The sequence below is a fragment of the Paraburkholderia sp. BL23I1N1 genome, assembly GCF_003610295.1.
Lineage (GTDB): Bacteria > Pseudomonadota > Gammaproteobacteria > Burkholderiales > Burkholderiaceae > Paraburkholderia.
The window spans coordinates 5,246,852-5,265,696 of the sequence record NZ_RAPV01000001.1 but is presented as its reverse complement, the minus strand read 5'-3'; the positions used below and the strand labels follow the sequence as shown (position 1 = coordinate 5,265,696).

The window sequence follows — 18,845 nt, the reverse complement described above, 5'->3', positions numbered from 1 at the left end:
GACGCATGAAGTCTGCGTCGCGTTCGACCGTTATCCTTTCTGATAATAGCCGGTGATTGCACTGGGGTTGCCTGGTCCAATGCGGGGCAATGCTCTCAACTTAAGCTCCGCTGCATCAAGCAAGTTTGTACGCGAGATGGAAGTGGGGCTTGGCTTTTCGGGGTGGTCTTGGATAGGAGCGTGAGGGCTGTATCCGGCATCGGGTCTGGCGGATCATTTCCAGCACACCGGCGAGGCCGTCCAGGCAGCGCTGGATGCGCAGAAGACACGCGCCGAGGATGGGCTTGAGTGCGCCCAGTGCATACACCCGGTTAGGACGGCTGGCATGTCTGTCGTCGTGCGGCGCATCGAGATCGCTGAGCAGGGTGAACAGGTTGTCGGCGAGGATTTTTGCGCCGAAGTCCTGCTGTAACGCCAGGTAATCGAGGCCTGTGACGGCTTCCAGCCGCAGCCGGTGCTTGAGTCGTTTGAACGCTTCCTCGACCCGCCAGCGCTGGTGATAGAGCGCGCCGAACGATGCCGCCGGATAACGCCCGCCATCGAGCAGCGAGGTCATCAGCACCCGCACGCGACCGCCCGGCGTGACGTCGCGGATCAGGCGAACAGTGGTGGGCGTACGCGCCAGTTCATAGTCGCGGGCATCCAGTTCGCCGGGCGCGTCCAGTGTCACCACACGCTCGGCTTTACCGCTGCGGGCAAAGGCGCTGACGCATTTCCAGTTACGCGCATCGACGCGCATGCAGAACGGGATTTCGCGCTGTGCGAGCGCGGCCACCATCGCGTTGCCGATATAGCCGCGATCGAGCAGCAGCAGGTCGGTATGCGGTTGCAGCACATCGAGGGCTTCGAACAGCATCTGCCGCTCGCCGCCGTCGGCGGGATGAAGTGCAGCGTGCAGGGTCAGTTCGGAACCCGGCAGGAATAGCGCAAACGCGTAGTGATCGGCGCGCAGTTCATGGCCGCGACGCGTGCCCACACGCAGGCGGCTGCCATCAGCGGCGACCAGCCTCAGGCCGTGCCAGCGCATCGAATCGATATGGGGTTGGGCCAGCGAGATCAGGCGGGCGCGGGCCAGCTCGAACAGTTCGGCAGACACGCCCCGTCGCGCCTTGCTGAAGGCCTGTGCGCTGACAGCGCGGGTGCGCCCGCCGCGGCTTCCCAGTGCGCCGAATAGCGCGTCAAGTTCGGCCTGCACACTGGCGCACATGCCCGACATCATCAGCGCGGCCATGCGCGGCAAGGTCAGTGTGCGATTGCGGGTAAAGGCGGTGGGAGAACGACGCACGCGATCGGCGAGCGCCGGATCGAACAGGAATTCGGAGAACTCAGCCAGAAGCCTTGAGGACGCTGGTATTTGAGTTCATATCGTTGATTTATCAGTGAGTTATGCGATCGAGTTTACCGGAGCCATGCCTCGTTTACAAGCCCTTCGAGGCTTAAGTTGAGAGCATTGCATTGCGGGGGGCGTTAGGCGGGGACAAGTATTCGCGCTGGTCGCACACCTTGAATGCAGCCGACGCTGCAGCATCTCATTGAATATGCGATTTATATGAGACTGCGGAACATCGTCGACTTTCGCCCCGGACTTGTCGAAACAGAGATTGGCGCTCTCGTCCGCCATGTTGCCCCCGATTTCTTATGGTTTTAAATAGCGAAGCGATTCGCTCACATTATGTTTATGTGTTGCAGGGATCAGTTCTGCTCGGGTTCGCGCACGGTATCGGTGTGCCGCCGGTCATCTTCGGCGTGCAGATAGATGCCGGTTGTCTGGATCGACGCATGACGCATGTTCTTCTGGATGAAGCGCAGGTCCGTGCCTGCATCGGCCTGATGCGAAGCTGCACTGTGACGAAGCCAGTGCGTCGATGCACGTCGCAGCGTTTCAGCGCCGGCTACGTCGTCCGTTTCGAGCATATCGGCCGCGCGTCGAAACACTTCCTTGATGATCAGGTAGACCGCCGCCGGCGTCAGATGTCTGCACGGGTCACCCGCGACACTCATCACCGCGGCCGCCGTCTCATTCCCCGACGGCATCGGTGCCAATCCATGAAAAACCCGGTACCGCGCGAGGTCCGCCATCAGCGCGGCGCTCACCGGCACCTCCCCTTCGGTGCCGCCCTTCCCGACCACGTGCAGCCACCATTTGCTCCGGCGCTGATAGAAGTCTGCGGCTTTCGCATTTGCCGCTTCCGAGACCCGCAGCCCCGTGTGGTACAGCAGGCGGATGAGCCATCGGCTGCGCTCATAGTGCTGGTGATCGCGGGTCGTGATCCGCGGCCATTGCTCGACGCTGGCGAGCACGTGGTCCCACAGCGCGTGATCCAGATACCTCTCGACCCGCCGCGTGCGCCTCGCCGCTGCACCCGTCCGGCGGCGCAACGCGAGCGGATTGCCGGCCAGATAGCCGGCACTGACCAGATAAGACAGCAGACCCGACACGATCCCAAGCGCCTGATGCTGGCTGCGCTCGGACAAGGGCCCGTCGAACAGTCGTCGCGTGCCCCCGCGCCGCGGCCGGGTCGGATCGGCCCAGCTGCCGGTCGGCGCCGCGAGAAACTGCTCATAGAGCAGAAAGTCCTCGCGCGTCAGGCTCGAGAGTGGCTTGCCCAGCGCCTGGGTGGCCCACAGCAGCAGGCGCACCGCTTCCTTGCGATAGCTGCGCAATGTGTGCGGCGAACCCGCATATTCCGCGAGCCACAGGCGCACGGCCTCGACGTCGCTGTCAGCGGCGATCTGCCGATGCCCGCCGCGTGCGCGGTTGATACCGTCGCGCCCATCGAGGGCCGCCGGCAGCGCAATCGGCAGGACTGGCTCTCGCGACTCCGGGGTGGTGGCTGGCAGATTCATGGTGAGACGCGTTTTCGAATGGAGTTTTCGCAGCGTACACGATCAGCACTTGCGATTATGGGCGTTATCAGAAATTTTCGCGCATTATCGTTACAGTTATAATGTTATACGGCGATATACGATTATAATTTTCTCGCGAAACTCCCTCCTCCACGACTTTTCACGGTGAAACTCCGCCTATGAGCCGTATCAGTGATACCCGCATCCGCACCCGCGAAGCCGCCGCGCGACTCGTCACCTCCGGCCGGCTCGCGCATGAACTCACCGTCGACCTGATCTACGCGGAAATCCGCCAGGGCAGCCGCACCACCATCAATGACGAACTGAAACTGTGGAAGGACGAGCAGGCGCGCAACGACGCGCTCGCGGCAGTGCTGCCGCCGGCGGTCGCCAAGGCGATGCTGTCGGTGTGGGCGCTTGCGGTCGGGCACGGCGAACAGGTCTTTGCGCAACGTGGCGACGAACTTGAAGCGGAAGCAGCGGCAGCCATCACACGCGCCGGGGCACTCGAGACCGCCCATGCAGAACTTCAGGCCGAAGTTCGCACCGTTCGCGCCCAGCTTGACGACCAGCAGGCACGACTTGCTACGGCTCTGACAGAGCAGGCGCAGGCCCATGCCGGGCGTGATGCTGCTCTCGTGCAGGCCGAAGCTGCCGTGGCCGAACGGGACGCCATCCGCGCGCGATCGGAGCAGGCGCTGCGGGACCTGCAATCGGCGCATGCCCTCGAACTCGAAGCTTTGCGGACCACCCAGGCCGGGCATGAAGCGGCCTTGCGGGTGGAGGTCGACCAGGCGACGGCCCGGCTCGAGGGCGTCCAGAAACGCGTCATGCTGCAGACCGAGGTGGCACGTGACGCGCAGCGCCGGGCCGAGGCTGCGCTCTCCGAGATCCGGAAGCGCAATGAGCAGCTTGTCGGCGACGTCGAGCGGATATCGGCGGACGCCGCCGAACAAAGGCGCCTTGCCGAGCGGTATGAGAAGCTGCACGATCGCGTCACGCAGGAAGCCCGCGACCTGCGGTGCGAGCGTGATGGTCTGGCTCAGCAGGTTGCGTTGTTACAAGGGCAATTGACGGCCTGTGAAAAATCCCCGTCGGCCCGTCGAACCAAAGTTTCGCGTCCGCAAACCTGATCACGCGCGGGTCCGCGCCGCGCCACATGCCGCCACACCGCCCTGCCCGCTGAGAACATTAAAATATCCCGGCAAAGCAGTCATCAGGTCCTGTGCTTGTTTCCTGTTGCACCGAAGCAAATGTGATAGGGCGGCTGCGACCAAAGAAGGCGCCAAACGATATCCGATGCTGGCCGGCATGTGATGAAGGACGGCTGCGTGAGGCAAGCCTAGAACTCGCATGGAGATCACTTGCGGCCATCAAGGACATGAAGGTTGGCCAGATCTCCCTGCTCGACTCTCTGCATCCCCGCTGCCCACTCGTTTCTTAAAAAAACTGGACGGTCTGAATGCAATTTACCCGCTGTCATATGTGCGAAGCCGAGGGCACAACGACGGAGCATGTGCCTCCGCGTGCGCTATTTCCGGAGGCGAAAGATGTGCAGGGGGAAAACTATAGGATAGCCAACCCATATGCCCACTGCTGTCGTGATCGTGACGAGCGGCGCGATACGCACGTCGACCCGTAAAGGGGTGAGACAGGCGACATTGATTCCTGTCACGCTCCGCCAGGCATCAGACGTACGAACCTCGAAGGTCACGCGCAAAACATAAGTGTCCCAGGAACCCGTACATGTCCACCGGAAACGGCTGCTTCGACGACAAGTATCGGATGACGTGCAAGGTGGCGGTCATGCAACTGCGGCACTTCGCACGTCGAATTCCGTTAAAACATGTTGCGAATTCCAACCATGATACCGGTTTGATTCGCCCCGACTGGAGGCGTGGCGAGCCCTCCGGCACCAAGCGAGTATCGCGCGACGCGGCTGTTCGCCAAAAAGCCCAATTGGCCGTATACGGCTGTCGTCTTTGAAAGGAAGTACATTCCCCGAACTGAGGCTGTTGTAGCACGAGTATCGTGCTCCGCATTAACGATACGATAGACTCCACCGTCTATGAGGAACGCGGGGGTGATGCGATACGAGACCTCGAGATAAAACAGGTTGGAACGCAAGGTCGGCATGTCAAGACCGTCTGTACTGACACGGCGATTCACGTAGCCTGCCGCCAGGCGCACAACATCGAACACTTTTGCATACCCATTCGCGATCAACCTCGCGTCCCGGTCACCGCTGGTGGCGTTCTGGATCGCTGGTACCCCGTCAAGAAAACTTGCAGTAGCGCCTGGTCCGCCATGCTGCTCTTCATACGCCATGCCTACGCCAAAATTTGGTGCATCGTATTTCAGCATCACAGACCAGTCCTTGCATGCCCGATAGTCCCCCGGCAGGCTGCCTGCACAGATGCCCTGCCCGGGGCTATTACCTGTGCCAGTTGAGTCACGGCCAAATGAGTATGAACCGAACGCAGTCAGGCCAGCAAACGTGCCCCGATACACAACCGAGTTATCCGCCCGCGCATTTGACGTGTACGCATCTAACGTCCCTATCCCGTTGTACAGAGACGGCCCGATGAGTGAGTTCTCTAGCAGCACAAGATATGTCGCCGTGTATTGCCGACCAAAGGAAAGCATTCCGACCGGTCCACCGACTCCGACCCAGGCCTGTCGCCCGAACAGCCGACCGCCTTGGCCGAGATCTCCTCCCCGGAGATTAAAGCCGTTCTCCAGTTGAAACTGAGCGCGGTAGCCTCCACCAAGATCCTCGGTCCCCTTGAACCCAATACGAGAAGGCAGTGAACCCGTAATCGCAGGCATCCGCACCAGGCTATCACCCGCCGCATTTGCGTGCGTAACAAATTCGACTCCCGTATCGACGATACCGTATAACGTGACGCTATTCTGTGCGCGCGCGGTAGCGCAGGCGATACCTGCCGCACACAGCACGACAACTGATATCAATTTCATCGACGTCTCCTTTAATATATAAGTATTATTTTTAATAGATCAAATAAACTGAACTCCTATCCTCCTGCATGAGACCGAGAATCTGAGCGCCGTGATTCTCAGACTGCCTGGGAACACCCGCCACCATCAGAACAGCTGCGGCGCAACTATTGCCCAAAGGAAGAAGTGCCCCGAGAAAAGTGCCCCACCAGATATCCGGAAAGGTCATTTCCATTGGGTCGCATAGGGTCGTTGCCGTAGAGCGAATCCGCCGCAGCAATGTGCATGGAATCGCGTTTGACAGTTCGTCTCCAGTCCAGCTTTCTCCAGAAGCCGGTATCAATCAGACCCCACGACCACTGTGGGCTGGCAATTTATGAATTGATCACGGCAGGGCGATCAATGGCCTACGCCACGTAAAAGACCGTGCGGGTCGATGACGAATTTCTTCGGAACACCAGAATCGAATTCCGCGTATCCCCGAGGTGCGTCATCGAGTGAGATGACTTCAACGCCCACAACATCGGCAATCTTGATGCGGTCCCAGAGAATCGCCTGCATCAGTGCACGGTTGTACCTCATCACCGGCGTCTGACCGGTAAAAAAACTGTGCGACTTTGCCCAACCGAGGCCGAACCGGATGCTGAGCGATCCATGCCTGGCTGCCGGGTCTGCCGCCCCTGGATCTTCTGTGACATACAAACCCGGAATACCGATTCTGCCAGCAGGGCGCGTAATTTCCATCAACGAATTTAATACGGTTGCCGGTGCTTCGTGTTGAGCTCCCTGGTGACCGTGGCCACGAGCTTCGAAGCCTACGGCGTCAATTGCGCAATCTACCTCTGGTCTACCGAGAATCAATGCAACCTGATCAGCCAGACTGTCGTCAGTCGAGAGGTCGACAGTATGAAAGCCGTGTTTTCGAGCATGTGCAAGGCGTACAGGATTCACGTCGCCCACAATCACCACAGCGGCACCAAGGAGTAGTGCCGAGCTGGCAGCCGCGAGCCCCACCGGGCCTGCGCCAGCAACATAGACGGTGCAACCAGGACCGACGCCAGCCGTGAGCGCACCGTGATAACCTGTTGGCAAAATATCGGAGAGGCAGGTCAGATCGCGGATTTTCTCCATCGCCTGCGCCTTGTCCGGAAAACGCAGCAGGTTAAAGTCCGCATACGGGACCATCACGTATTCAGCCTGCCCCCCAACCCATCCGCCCATATCTACATATCCGTAGGCCCCGCCTGCACGCGACGGATTGGCGGTAAGGCACACCCCGGTGTCCTGCTCCTTGCAGGCTCTGCATCGGCCGCATGCAACGTTGAAGGGTACCGAAACGAGGTCCCCTCTCTTTATCGTTTCGACGTCCCGCCCTAACTCAATTACCTCCCCGGTAATTTCATGGCCAAGAATGAGTCCCTCCGGTGCCGTAGTGCGTCCACGTACCATGTGCTGGTCCGAACCGCAAATATTGGTTGAGACGACCCTGAGAATTACGCCGTGGTCGATACGTCTGCCACGGGGATCCTCGAGCTTCGGATACGAAATCGACTGGACCTCAACGAGTCCCTGCCGAACATAAGCAACCCCTCGATTCGATGACACGATCGTTCCCTCCTGTTAGAGACTGCAACGCGACATACGGGCATAGATCCTTCATGCTGTCTTGACAGCGGCAAAGCTACTGCGCTCAAAACCGGTGCTTGGTGTGCGGTTCCGGTTTGCATCAGAAAGGGGCGTACATAAATGGGCGCCGCGTTAAACAGCCAACCATCGGCTCACGCCCAGATCTTTTCGAGCAATCGTTATCTTTGATACTGCCCATAAGGTTATCGGACGACCCTTCCACTTCATCTTCGCTTCCTCTACTGACATTCATGTATGAATTTTGCATACCTAATTATAGCAATTTATCTATTTTCAATATCGCAAAGAAAAATACGCTTTCCAAAACGATTTAGCGCAAACAGAACCTTACGCCGCGATACTGCGGCGCCCTCTTGCTGCTCGACGGTGATCGACTACTTTTTTTGCTCTCCGAAAATCGGCGTTGTTTTCAATCTCCCGCAAACTGGCGAGATGAGGTTTCGGCGCCTTCCCACCGATGTCGGAGGATCGATTACGTACCCGTGGCAAATGCACCTACTCCACGTTTACATCCAGGCCTTGCATCCATGACATTTCCCCAGTGTTGGAGGTTGTCTAATTCAGGGTATCTATTCAATAGTGCACGGGCGCTATTGAAAATCGGATAAAGCGCCAGATCTGCGATCGATAGCTCACCGCACAAGAACCCAGATACTGCCAATTGTCGGTCTATGTCCCTGAAGACCCTCAGGACGCGCTGCTCATAGAAGCCTGTTATCGACGGAGCCTTCTCCGGGATCAGATGCGTAACCGCGTAAAGCGTCGAGTGCGCCATTGCAACATCGGTCCCGACGAAGAAAAGCCATTCAAGCACTATGTCTCGCGCCTCCTTCTCCGCAGGGATAAACGCACCACACTTGTCGGCAAGATACGCACCGATGGACCAACTCTGCCACAGCACTCGCGGCGTCTTGGCCGCCCCAAGATCGACAAGCACGGGCACACGAGCTCGCGGATTCAGAGCCAAAAGTTCTGGCGTCGATGCGCCTCCCTCCAACAAGTTGATAACTCTTAACTCGTACGGAACCGCCATCTCTTCCATAAACACCACCGCCCGATGTCCGTTTGGCGAGTCCGCAGCGTAGAGAATCATTTTTCTGTCCATACGTAGTCCTACGTAAACAATAGCATTTCGAAATACAGTGGACGTTCAGCGCCATCGACCACTGATGACGAAGATCGATCCCGACAGAACCGCACAACATCAGTTTCGACCACGTGCGTCGGATTGCCCACATTCACCTGTCGCAGGGATCGACAAGCCTTCGCTCGAAACTTAACTCAATCGTCCGCCACAATCTTGACTGTCAGACCATTCAGCTCACTGCTGAACGGGATCTGGCAGGCCAAGCGGGAAGTGCTCTCGCGGCGATTGGAACCGTCGAGTAAATCGTCCTCAATGTCACCCAGCGGCGGAAGTACTTCGAGGTATTCGCGATCTATGTAGACATGGCATGTGCCGCATGAGCAGCAGCCACCGCACAACGCCAGTAACTCGTCGATCCCATTGTTACGGATAATCTCCATTACCGACAGGCCTTCCTCTGCCTCAATAGTGCGCCTTATACCTTCCCTGTTAATGACCGATAGCTTCGGCATGAAACGATACCCGTTGTGTGACGAGCCGTGCGATGAGCACGGCTACGCTTATCTTCAAAAAAATCGGCAAAGGAAAGCCTGTTTAACGGGCAGCCTTGGACGACCGGTCACCCATACAGCGCTGCGCAGGTTGCTTCGCACTGCCAACATCTACGCCAGGCGGAATGTTCAGAACAAGATTCATACCTTACGCGTTCACCGGCGGTTTGTTTTCCTCAGCGATCGCCCGGTCGATCAGCATGCGAGACCGTACCCCACCCGCGTCAATATTCAGCTTTAACAGCTTGCGATCGGGATAACGGACAACATTTCTCTGCTGCTGCTCAAGCACTTCGACGTCTTCGCCGAAGATCGTCGCCTGTCGATCCCGTATGGAAGTTGTGAGCTCATCATCGTCCAGGCAGAATGACCGCGCGAACCCCCAGAAATACCAATTGCTGGTCTCGGTCTCTGGCGTGATGAAGTCAACGACAATACTCGAAACCTTCACCGAAGAGTCCGCGTTGTAACCACCATGCCCAGCCAGTGCCATCCCGACCTCCAGAATCACATGGCTGGGTAGGGAAAAGTGGCAAATCTGCCATCTGTCGACCAACTGATCGTCCGGCAGGCCATGTTGACGCATAAGCGACTGCCACAGAGGCGGAGCCGGTACGTTTCCCATGAGGCGAGTGGTGACGACCTCATCGCCTACCATTTCGGTCTTGCATGGCGTCTCGTCGATCTCCTTCTGCCCGATGCTCGTGCGGTGCACATAGGTCTCGTGAGTGAGATCCATGAGATTGTCGACCAGGAGACGATAGTCGCATTGCACATGAAAGAGCCCTCCGGCATAACGCCACTCCGGGCTGTCGGCCCATTCCAACCGGGGCAGCAGTTCGGGCGACGCCTGTGAAGCGTCACCCGGCCAAAGCCAGATAAATCCGTGGCGCTCAATCACGGGGAAAGATCGAACCTGCGGAAAGCCGCCAACCCGCTGCCCCGGCATGCACGCGACTTTGCCTGTGCAGCCAACCGCAAGCCCATGATAGCCGCAGACAAGCGTATCGCCGCGCACGAATCCCAACGAAAGTGCTGCACCGCGATGCGGACAGAAATCGTCGAGGGCCGCTACCTCTCCCGCGTCGTTGCGAAACAGCACGATCTGTTGACCGCAGATCTGTCGACCTAGTGGCTTGCCGCTGACCTCATCCGCAGTCGCGGCAACGTACCATGTGTTCGTTGGCCAAAGAGATGTTGCAGGTAGGTTCATGATTGATCGTCTCCGATTGAGAGTACGTGCCCATAGCGGACGCCGTACGAGAAAACTAAACGTTTTTTCTGTCAAGGCGGCTCAACTGCACATGAATACACTAATTCAATCGTTCCATATGCCAACCAGCCAAGACATACGCGACTTACAGGGCACTCCAATGAACATCGACAGGGCTCCGGAATGTGCCTCATCGATTGCTCATTTCCGGCCATGGCACATTTATCCGAGCGGCTCGCCGTTCACACTGTACTGGTAAGAGGTATCGTGACATCAGCCAGTTGCAACGGATCGATCTTCGCCCGCCCGGCCACTAGCGCCTTGCCCCGCACATAATCCTTGGCAGCATTCACGCAATCGAGCGCGATTACGCTGCCCTCCTTAAGATAAATAATTGAAAAGCTGCGGCTAAGGATGTCGCCACGTACGACTGTTGCGTCGTGCCCAATTGACAGACCGACAGTCTGCAATTTCAAATCGTATTGACTGGACCAGAACCATGGCACCGAATCATACGGTCGCGGATCGCCCGTGATGGCGTACGCCACAACGGTGGCAAGATCGTTCGCGTTCTGCACGGATTCCAGTCTGATCGGTGATCCGTGCGCATACTTATTTATATGAAGGGCACAGTCTCCGACTACATAGATATCTGGCAATGACGTGCGTCCATGTTCATCGATCGGCACACCGTTGGCGGAGCCTAGACCCGCCTCTCGCAACGGCTCAACTGACGGCGTAATCCCAATTCCCACGATCACCATGTCGGCTGGGACCACTTCTCCGCCAGCCAGCCTCACGCCATTGGCCCGGCCCTCTTGCCCCTCTATGCATTCGACGACGGTATTCAGCCGTATATCGACACCATGGGCGCGATGCTGGGCTTCATAAAATCGGGACAACTGCTCGCCTGCCACCCGCGCGAGCACACGTTCCATTGCTTCGAGGACCGTGACGCGCTTGCCCATTCGAGTGAGCACAGCAGCCGCCTCCAGTCCGATGTATCCGCCGCCGATAACCGTAACGCTTCGCGCCACCGTCAACTCTGAGATCATTCGGTCTACATCAGCGCGAGTACGCACAGAATGAACGCCGGAAAGATGATGGCCAGAACAGCCTAGCCGCCGCGCGCGCCCTCCCGCTGCCCATATAAGGCGGCCATATCCGACCGTCTCACCGTCTTCTGTTACGACCCAGTGCGCCTCCGGATTAACCGATACCACCCTTCTGGATGCCAGCATCGTTACGCCCTTCTCCTCCCAGAACGGGGCTGGCCGAATAAGCAGGCGGTCAAACTGCTTCTCGCTGGCAAGATATTCCTTGGATAGCGGAGGGCGTTCATAGGGGAGTTCCGCCTCCTCCCCGATTATGGCAATGGTTCCCTCAAACTTCCGCTGCCTGAGCGAGATTGCAGCCTGCGCACCACTATGTCCGGCGCCGACAATCAGTACGTCGTATCGGTTAATCACAATGATCCTTCCATCCTGCATTGCACGTGAACAACTACCGAGAGACTGCAGCCCGGCACGGGCCAATCACATCCTGTCGCGCAGCGCCTCGGTGTCTGCCCGGGGCCGCCCCGAAGGGCAAGCCAACGGATGTTACGCACCGGTTGCAAGTACCGACCGCTCCATCCTTACCCCGCTTTCGTTTTTTAGCATCGTGTCCAGCCTCCGTCGTACACGGACCGCAGCGTGGTCAATCTTCAGTGACAGAGGTCGCAACTCGAACAATTCGCGATTGTCCATTCGGTCCTGAATAGCTGCAATCATCGATCCATCCTCGCTCGCGAAGATATGGTCACGAATGCGCCCATACTCTTTGTTGAATGCATCATCCTCCATGCGGAAGTTGCGCATGGTGGAATAGAAGTAATGACTCGTACTTCGGGTTTCGGGCGTCATGATGTGGGCGCCGACCGTCTTGGAAAAGTCCCTTTCAGCAGAACCGACCTGACCAAAGGCGCTCGTCAACTTCATTGTGCCCGGTGGATGCCACGTCACTTCGGTAAAGCGGTCAAGCATGGCGTCAGCAGGAAAAGAGCCCAGGCGGATGTGAAACGGCGAGGCTGGAACACCGCTATTGCTCCATCGCACAGTGAGGCCATCTTTGTCCTCGTGCACCTCCTGTCGCGTACCGACGATGGATCCCCCTCCGAGCGTGTTCGCATGGAGAAAATCTACGTGGCTCAGATCAAGAATGTTGTCTACACAGAGTCGATAATCCCCTTTACATTGAAGATAACCAAAGCTGATGGCCGTCGGAATTTCTATATCCTGGAAAGAAAAATCCGGAACGCTATCGATATCCGCCAAAGTCGGATCACTCAGCCAGACCCACATAGCCCGGTAACGCTCGACGACCGGGAACGACTGTACCTTCATAGCGCGAGTTATCGGCCCATGCGGATTGCGCACACATGCCCCGGAACCATCGAAAGTTAGTCCGTGATAGCCACATTCAATCACGCCGTCCTGTAGCTTTCCACAACTCAACGGAGCGAAGCGGTGCGGACACATGTCTAATACCGCGTGGACTGCCTCTCCGCTCCGAAAGAACAGGATTGGCAGATCACAGATTCGACGAACCAACTTCGCACCGTCTTCGAGTTCATTCGACCACGCAGCCATATACCAGCAATTTTCCACGAACCTCATCTCTGCCTCCATTTTGTTTTTTAGCCAACCCCATCTGTACGCAGTTCCCTCCCGGCGCGACGCGACGTCTCCCGCCTCTCGTTCTTCAGAGACGGCGCAGCGGCTAAGGGCTGTCCGTTTCCGGTCTATTCACTCTCACGACCGTCCAGCGGAGTCACGTTTTCGTCAACCAGGTTGGCCTCGACCTTTCTGAGTAATGTCAGCAGAAAGTAGATCTCCGCTTTCGACAAACCGCGCGTCGCCCTTTGAACGACTGCTCGCGCTTCTGGAAGCAGCACCTGCTTGAGTTGCTGGCCGCGTGCCGTCAGCTTGAGACGGTTTTTCCTGAGATCGTGCGATGCACGTTCTCTCAAGAGAAGACCATCCCTGACCATTCGATCGATGGTGCTCGTGACGGTCGCCTCCTCAATCGCCATGAGCCGACTGAGATCCCTCTGGGTAAGCGTCTCGTCCGCCCAAAGGAACAACAGAAAGGGCCATTGACCGATCGGTACATTGTGCCGGCGAAGCTTGTCGGCGAGCGCGCGGTCGAAGAGACGCGCCGTCACCACCGCCACGTGGGCAACGCTTTCTCCAATGACGAACGTCGCCGGTTCGACGCCCTCCGCATGAGAAACTTTGGGCGAGGTGAGAACCACGTTCACTTCCTCCCCGATGGCGCAAGACGTCGACCGGCCCACCGAATCAGATTGAGCCGAATCGCGTGGCATATCCTTCGTTGATACTCTCTTCATTTCCGCCTTTACTAAATGACTCAATTAGCACGAGAACAACCAGATTAACTCTCCCGACATGCAAACACCAAGCAAGTGGCGTCACCAAGATGGCCGGAACGATCAGGGCCGACCCTAGCTCACTGCGGGAGCCGCTCCCGCTCGAAGCCTGCCACTCGCTTATAACGGCTTTGCCATTCGTCAAGTTCACCGCGCGATATGACATCGCTGATCTGCTCAAACGGCTGGCCACCTGTCCGCTCCTCAACGATGCGGAGAATTTCGTCAGGAGAGCGATTCCTGTTCGTCAGAACGATGTCGGCGGTCGCCGGCAATCTGGTCGCTTCGTATTCTTTTAACGCTATCAACGGCTCTTTCGTGGCAAGAAGTTCTGCGAGCAGCCGGGCATCAAGGATGGCCTGTGCAGCGCCGTTCGAACCACGTGGCAACATCGGATGTGCGGCGTCTCCGAGCAACGTAACTCGGCCCCGCGTCCAGAACGGCAGGGGATTTCGGTCCACCATTGGGTACTGCAAAACTTCATCAGTCGCACGGAGCATTGAGGCGATGTCAAGCCATTCGAAGCGCCAATCGACAAACGGCTCAATGCATGCTTCGATGCTGACCTGCCGGTTCCAGTCACGCACACCGTCGTTAGGCTTCTTGACCTCGATTACCCAATTGATTAATTGTTTTCCTTCCGCATCTATGGAATTCCGAATCGGGTAAACAACAAGCTTTCCAGTGTCATATGTCCCGACGTAGGCCATGGTGGCCCCATCCAGAAACGGCTTCCACCGTGTGACACCGCGAAAGCAGGTTGTGCCGTGATCAATCGGAGCGGAATCGTCGGGATGGAATTGCTTGCGGACAACAGAATGGATGCCGTCACAGGCGATGACAACCGAGCCCTCTTCCGACGGTAGAGCTGCGCCCGATGGGTCAGCAAAATTCACCCTGACACGTTCAGGGTCCTGCTCGACCGAACGACATACCCGTCCGAGGCGCACTGCTTCGTCCCCGAGTCTTTCCCGCGCCGCGGACAGCAGGACTTCGTGCAAGTCGGCCCGGTGAATCGAGATCTGTGGGACGTCATAGCCCGCAAAGCGTCCTCGGGGCTCGCCGTCAACGAACTGACCATGGTGCGTATAGAAGTGGACTTCACTCGTCTCAACGCCCCTTTCAAGCAGACGGTCGAGCAGTTCCAACTCACTAAATGCTGTTGTCGCGTGGGGCAACAGATTGAGGCCGGCCCCTAATGGCCTGATTGCCGGCGCCGCCTCAAAAACTTCGCACGAGATTTTCGCCTTGTGCAGGAAGAGCGCCAGCGTAAGCCCTCCGATTCCTGCCCCAACGATCACTACCTTCATTCGATTGCTCCTTTTTATTGACTTCTTGCCAGGGTCGGTCACCCGTCAACTGCGTCCGTGGCTGTTTCCTCACGTAAAAGCTCAAGTCGTCGATAGAGCTCGCGGTCGGTCATCGTGAAGATGTGCGCCCGGTCCGTTTCCGCCCGGTGACTCGCCCACGTCCAGTGGGGAATCGTGAAGATGTCATTCTTCTTCCATGAGAACGTCGAGTCCCCAATTTGTGAAGCCCCCTCGCCGTCAAGCACGACACAGATCGCATTGTTGGTGCTCCGCCGCCGCAGTGTCTGCCTCCCGGCGGATAGCCGGAGCATAAAGCAGTCAATTGTCGGCATAACCGCCTGCCCCGTCTGCGGATGCACGTACCGCATAAGGACATGTCCGTCCGCCGAAGGCTCTAGCCGATCCAGCATCGCCGCAGTCGCCTTCCACGGGTAATGGATCCGCGGCGAATGAGGAACAACGGGCATCGTCTGGTCCGAACCGACAAGGCCGTGATCGACCCATCGCCAGCGCTCCGCGAGACGAGAAGCAAATCCGAGAAAGTCCTGCGGCGCGTGAGGCTCCAGGAAGCCTGCATCGAGGGCGTAGCGCACAAACGGCACGTCGAGGCCATCAAACCAGATAACCCGCTTCGACGTCGTATTGTCGTGAGCGTGCCACGTCCAGTTCGGCGTCAGTATCAGGTCTCCATGACTCATTTCAAACTGCTCGCCATCGACGGACGTATAACCCCCATCCGCATCAAGGATCATGCGGATCGCCGACATCGTATGCCGATGCTCATCGGCCTTCTCACCCGGATTGAGGATCTGGATCGCACCGATCAAATTACGCGTCGTCTGAATTTGCGGCGCAAAAGCCGGATTCGCGAGAACAAGAACTCGCCTTTCAGCGTCCTCCATACTGACATCCTCAGCTGCCCTCGCAATCGCCTCCTGAAGTTCACTCCATCTCCAGGTCACTGCCTGCTCCGCGCTGTCGGGCTGACGCGAACCTAGCTCGCGGTAATGCACCCACAACGGCTTGACTCTCGCCTGCGACATCGCCCGTTCGAGACCGTACGACGTATTTTCATTCACCGAGACCATGCGCACTTCCTCCTTGCATATAAACTTAGCAAGTTAAGTTAATTACGGTAAATTAGGGTGAACCCCACCTCCGAATATCTCGCCACATCTTTAGGCAGAAAATTCGGGTTTACACCGTAGAAACACGGTATTTTTGGAAATAATCAGGAAACACACCTTTACTCGACCGGAGCACGACGGGGTGTCATTGACATCCATCTTGAGCTATATTACCTTAGCAACCTAAGTTATAGCTTGGGCGAGCAAGGGTTCTTTCGGTAGCGTGAGCTCCGTCCAGCACAAAGCGAAATCGCTCTTTCGGCCTTGGCCTCGTCTCCGTCCAGTCGTATGCCCGCTTGCTTCGCTCGGGTCTTGCTTGATAGATACGAGATAACCTTTCGCCTTCGGGCCGCGATCAGGGAAGTAAGAGTTTTTTGAAAGAGGTGTGCACATGCGTCTATGTCGTTTTGGAAACAACCGTGTTGGGCTGATTCGGGGCGACCACGTATTCGACGTCACCAAAGTGCTTGAGCGGTTACCGAGCCATCGCTATCCACTTCCGACTCATGACCCGTTCATCGAACAACTCGCCGAATTGTGGCCTCATATGGAGCGGGAAGCGCGAAATCTTGATGGCATTCCTCTCGCCGAGATACGGACAGCGAGTCCGGTTGCGAACCCGTCAAAGATAGTCGCGGCTCCGGTCAACTACAGGGCACACGTCAAAGAGGCCCTCGAAGATCCCGGCATTCATCACAATAATCAGATTGGTGCCATCGAAGAAGTGGGGCTATTCCTCAAGGCGACCAGTTCGTTGATTGGCGCGTCGGACGCAATCAGAATCCGGCATCCGCAGCGGCGGACTGATCATGAGATTGAATTGGGGGTTGTGATAGGCACAATTGCCGACCGAGTCTCGCGAGAGCACGCCATCGGGCATGTCGCCGGATATTGCATTGGACTGGATATCACCGTTCGTGGGCCAGAAGAACGAAGTCTGCGAAAGTCCATCGACACGTATACGGTGCTCGGTCCGTGCCTGGTAACTGCGGACGAGCTGACCGACCCGTCCGCGTTGGAATTGGAGCTTTATGTGAATGGTCAGCTTCGACAGAAAGCGAACACAAGCGATCTCATTCTCGATGTGCCGGCGCTCATTGCGTTCGCATCAAGCTTCTACACCCTACTACCGGGAGACGTCCTGCTCACCGGAACTCCTGCCGGAGTCGGCCCAATCAAGGCCGGTGATGTTCTCCGGTCAGTCATACCGGGAATTGGCGAGATGGTCACGCGAGTCGAAGGGGCTGGGCCGGACCATGGTTCGAAACAACTTTCTGAGACTGTGGGCACGACCCGCTAGAAGAGCACTACGTGGGTTCAACCTGAGAATCACCGATTTCCGTGTCGTCGCGAAGCGCACCGTTAGCGGCAAGTTTTTTGCTTTTACCGTTGCATGTCCACGCTATAACGCATGACATCCATGAGTGGTGGACTTGATCAGCATTGCCTTTATGCGATTTCAGCGAGACGCATCGGACCGTGGCGCGTCTGACGCTATTGCCGTTGACGGTGTATGCGCGAGTTGTAGAGACCACGTGATATGTCGGATGACACTGCCCTCGCCTTCTGCCCCCGTAACCTTCGAAGATCACGACGAGCCCATGACCCGCGCCTCCCCCCTTGATGGGCGCCCTTTGGCGATTTCGAGTCTTCGTGACAGGCGTCGATGAGCTGTTCGCGGCAAACGGGCGCAAAAGGGGCCGCGATTGACAGTTTGCGCAGCGCCCGGCCGCATCCTTCACGATGTCCACGCGTTCGCCGCGTCCTTTTCCACCTGCCGTCATTAGGCACGCGTTATGAACGCGCTGTGCGAAGATAAGTGGACGTCATCACCTGCGCTACGCCCCTTTGGCTACGAATTCTATCTGACCTCGATTGAGACGGACCACTCCTGCCTCCTGCAGACGGCTAAGCGCATTGGTGACGGAGACTCGGGTGCGCCCTGTCGCGTCGGCCAGATCCTGGTGAGTCATCCTCACGACATGGGCACCGGTTTCATCGCTTGCGTTTGACAGCGCTTCGAGCAGGTCAGCGAGCTGACAAACCGTGTCTTTGAACGTCGCATATTCGAGTTGCTCAATCGCGATCGTAAACTTCCGGTGCGCGATCTGGAGAGCGCTCATCATGAGCCGCGGATTGTTTGTGAGCGCCTCCCGGAAATTCCGGTGAGGGACCTTCACGACTTCGCACTGCCCGGTAGCGAATACGCCCAACCCCGCACAAATCTCGTCGCGGTTACCAAAAACCATTGAGTCGCCAAACACACAGCCCGAGGAGGCGTAATAGAGAAGCCTCTCGCTACCCTTGGTGCTCAATAGCGACACCCGCACTGTACCGGACCGTACGATCAATACATACTCTTGCGTCGCTGACGGATCGCAAAGGAGCTTTCCCTCCTCGTAGGCATGGCCACGGTAGTCGTGAAAATGCTCGACGAGTTCTTTGCGGTCGACGCGAAGGAACGGCTTCATGTTATGTCTCCCAGCTCCGTCAGGAAAGTAGCCTGGCAGCCCACCTGCCAACTGTCACTAATTTTCTGGTGGATCGCCCAATCCTAGCGCCAATCAGCCAGAAGAGAAACCAACGTTTACACGGGGGCAAACTCCGACGCATCTGTCAAGTCGTTTACCGACGCGCCTCGACCTCGTTCAGTAATCTGTACTCCATCAGAGGTC

Annotated in this window: 15 protein-coding genes; 2 read left to right on the top strand and 13 right to left on the bottom strand. The window is 57.5% G+C overall.

The features are described from left to right. Positions 1-115 precede the first annotated feature (115 nt). Together B0G76_RS24640 and B0G76_RS24635 are read right to left on the bottom strand one after the other, a co-directional pair. A complete protein-coding gene (locus B0G76_RS24640) occupies positions 116-1,312 on the bottom strand; it encodes an IS4 family transposase (RefSeq protein ID WP_120290812.1) in 1,197 nt (398 codons plus the stop codon). A gap of 380 nt (positions 1,313-1,692) precedes the next feature. Next, positions 1,693-2,847: a site-specific integrase gene (locus B0G76_RS24635; RefSeq protein ID WP_120294845.1), complete on the bottom strand. Its 1,155-nt coding sequence runs from the start codon at positions 2,845-2,847 to the stop codon at positions 1,693-1,695. 179 nt (positions 2,848-3,026) lie between these two features. Between B0G76_RS24635 and B0G76_RS24630 the strand changes: the two genes are divergently transcribed. Further along, the gene (locus B0G76_RS24630) at positions 3,027-3,980 is read left to right on the top strand and encodes a DNA-binding protein (RefSeq protein ID WP_120294844.1); all 954 of its coding nucleotides are present in this window, start codon (positions 3,027-3,029) and stop codon (positions 3,978-3,980) included. A gap of 706 nt (positions 3,981-4,686) precedes the next feature. Here the strand turns inward: B0G76_RS24630 and B0G76_RS24625 are convergent. The 10 genes from B0G76_RS24625 to B0G76_RS24575 form a co-directional block, all read right to left on the bottom strand. Beyond that, positions 4,687-5,826, bottom strand: a complete 1,140-nt coding sequence (locus tag B0G76_RS24625; protein WP_120294843.1) for a porin — start codon at positions 5,824-5,826, stop codon at positions 4,687-4,689. A gap of 378 nt (positions 5,827-6,204) precedes the next feature. Next, on the bottom strand, positions 6,205-7,410 hold the full coding sequence (gene fdhA / locus B0G76_RS24615; RefSeq protein WP_120294841.1) for a formaldehyde dehydrogenase, glutathione-independent: 1,206 nt from the start codon (positions 7,408-7,410) through the stop codon (positions 6,205-6,207). Between the two features lie 514 nt (positions 7,411-7,924). Then, entirely contained in the window at positions 7,925-8,557 is a 633-nt protein-coding gene (locus B0G76_RS24610) for a glutathione S-transferase family protein (RefSeq protein WP_120294840.1), read from the bottom strand. A gap of 176 nt (positions 8,558-8,733) precedes the next feature. Beyond that, positions 8,734-9,051, bottom strand: coding sequence for a 2Fe-2S iron-sulfur cluster-binding protein (locus tag B0G76_RS24605; RefSeq protein ID WP_120294839.1), 318 nt, complete (start codon positions 9,049-9,051; stop codon positions 8,734-8,736). A gap of 187 nt (positions 9,052-9,238) precedes the next feature. Next, the gene (locus B0G76_RS24600; protein ID WP_120294838.1) at positions 9,239-10,303 is read right to left on the bottom strand and encodes an aromatic ring-hydroxylating dioxygenase subunit alpha; all 1,065 of its coding nucleotides are present in this window, start codon (positions 10,301-10,303) and stop codon (positions 9,239-9,241) included. Positions 10,304-10,545: 242 nt separating this feature from the next. Continuing rightward, positions 10,546-11,772 (bottom strand): NAD(P)/FAD-dependent oxidoreductase, encoded by a 1,227-nt coding sequence (locus B0G76_RS24595; protein WP_120296764.1) that lies wholly within the window; start codon positions 11,770-11,772, stop codon positions 10,546-10,548. Between the two features lie 132 nt (positions 11,773-11,904). Further along, positions 11,905-12,960 (bottom strand): aromatic ring-hydroxylating dioxygenase subunit alpha, encoded by a 1,056-nt coding sequence (locus B0G76_RS24590; RefSeq protein WP_183082135.1) that lies wholly within the window; start codon positions 12,958-12,960, stop codon positions 11,905-11,907. Between the two features lie 125 nt (positions 12,961-13,085). Then, on the bottom strand, positions 13,086-13,598 hold the full coding sequence (locus B0G76_RS24585) for a MarR family winged helix-turn-helix transcriptional regulator (RefSeq protein ID WP_183082134.1): 513 nt from the start codon (positions 13,596-13,598) through the stop codon (positions 13,086-13,088). A gap of 215 nt (positions 13,599-13,813) precedes the next feature. Further along, on the bottom strand, positions 13,814-15,043 hold the full coding sequence (locus B0G76_RS24580; protein ID WP_120296762.1) for a flavin-dependent oxidoreductase: 1,230 nt from the start codon (positions 15,041-15,043) through the stop codon (positions 13,814-13,816). Positions 15,044-15,081: 38 nt separating this feature from the next. Beyond that, positions 15,082-16,131 (bottom strand): cupin domain-containing protein, encoded by a 1,050-nt coding sequence (locus tag B0G76_RS24575; RefSeq protein ID WP_120294835.1) that lies wholly within the window; start codon positions 16,129-16,131, stop codon positions 15,082-15,084. A 430-nt stretch (positions 16,132-16,561) separates the two neighbouring features. Here B0G76_RS24575 and B0G76_RS24570 point away from each other — a divergent pair, with 430 nt between their 5' ends. Then, positions 16,562-17,470 (top strand): fumarylacetoacetate hydrolase family protein, encoded by a 909-nt coding sequence (locus tag B0G76_RS24570; RefSeq protein ID WP_120294834.1) that lies wholly within the window; start codon positions 16,562-16,564, stop codon positions 17,468-17,470. 538 nt (positions 17,471-18,008) lie between these two features. Here the strand turns inward: B0G76_RS24570 and B0G76_RS24565 are convergent. Beyond that, a complete protein-coding gene (locus tag B0G76_RS24565; RefSeq protein ID WP_120294833.1) occupies positions 18,009-18,641 on the bottom strand; it encodes a Crp/Fnr family transcriptional regulator in 633 nt (210 codons plus the stop codon). Between the last annotated feature and the right edge of the window lie 204 nt (positions 18,642-18,845).

What these genes read in the sequence shown, in the direction of transcription:
- B0G76_RS24570 (WP_120294834.1), top strand. Translation starts at nt 16,562, where the DNA reads ATGCGTCTATGTCGTTTTGGAAACAACCGTGTTGGGCTGATTCGGGGC.
- B0G76_RS24590 (WP_183082135.1), bottom strand. Translation starts at nt 12,960, where the DNA reads ATGAGGTTCGTGGAAAATTGCTGGTATATGGCTGCGTGGTCGAATGAA.
- B0G76_RS24600 (WP_120294838.1), bottom strand. Translation starts at nt 10,303, where the DNA reads ATGAACCTACCTGCAACATCTCTTTGGCCAACGAACACATGGTACGTT.
- B0G76_RS24565 (WP_120294833.1), bottom strand. Translation starts at nt 18,641, where the DNA reads ATGAAGCCGTTCCTTCGCGTCGACCGCAAAGAACTCGTCGAGCATTTT.
- B0G76_RS24575 (WP_120294835.1), bottom strand. Translation starts at nt 16,131, where the DNA reads ATGGTCTCGGTGAATGAAAATACGTCGTACGGTCTCGAACGGGCGATG.
- B0G76_RS24605 (WP_120294839.1), bottom strand. Translation starts at nt 9,051, where the DNA reads ATGCCGAAGCTATCGGTCATTAACAGGGAAGGTATAAGGCGCACTATT.
- B0G76_RS24580 (WP_120296762.1), bottom strand. Translation starts at nt 15,043, where the DNA reads ATGAAGGTAGTGATCGTTGGGGCAGGAATCGGAGGGCTTACGCTGGCG.
- B0G76_RS24610 (WP_120294840.1), bottom strand. Translation starts at nt 8,557, where the DNA reads ATGGACAGAAAAATGATTCTCTACGCTGCGGACTCGCCAAACGGACAT.
- B0G76_RS24630 (WP_120294844.1), top strand. Translation starts at nt 3,027, where the DNA reads ATGAGCCGTATCAGTGATACCCGCATCCGCACCCGCGAAGCCGCCGCG.
- B0G76_RS24635 (WP_120294845.1), bottom strand. Translation starts at nt 2,847, where the DNA reads ATGAATCTGCCAGCCACCACCCCGGAGTCGCGAGAGCCAGTCCTGCCG.
- B0G76_RS24625 (WP_120294843.1), bottom strand. Translation starts at nt 5,826, where the DNA reads ATGAAATTGATATCAGTTGTCGTGCTGTGTGCGGCAGGTATCGCCTGC.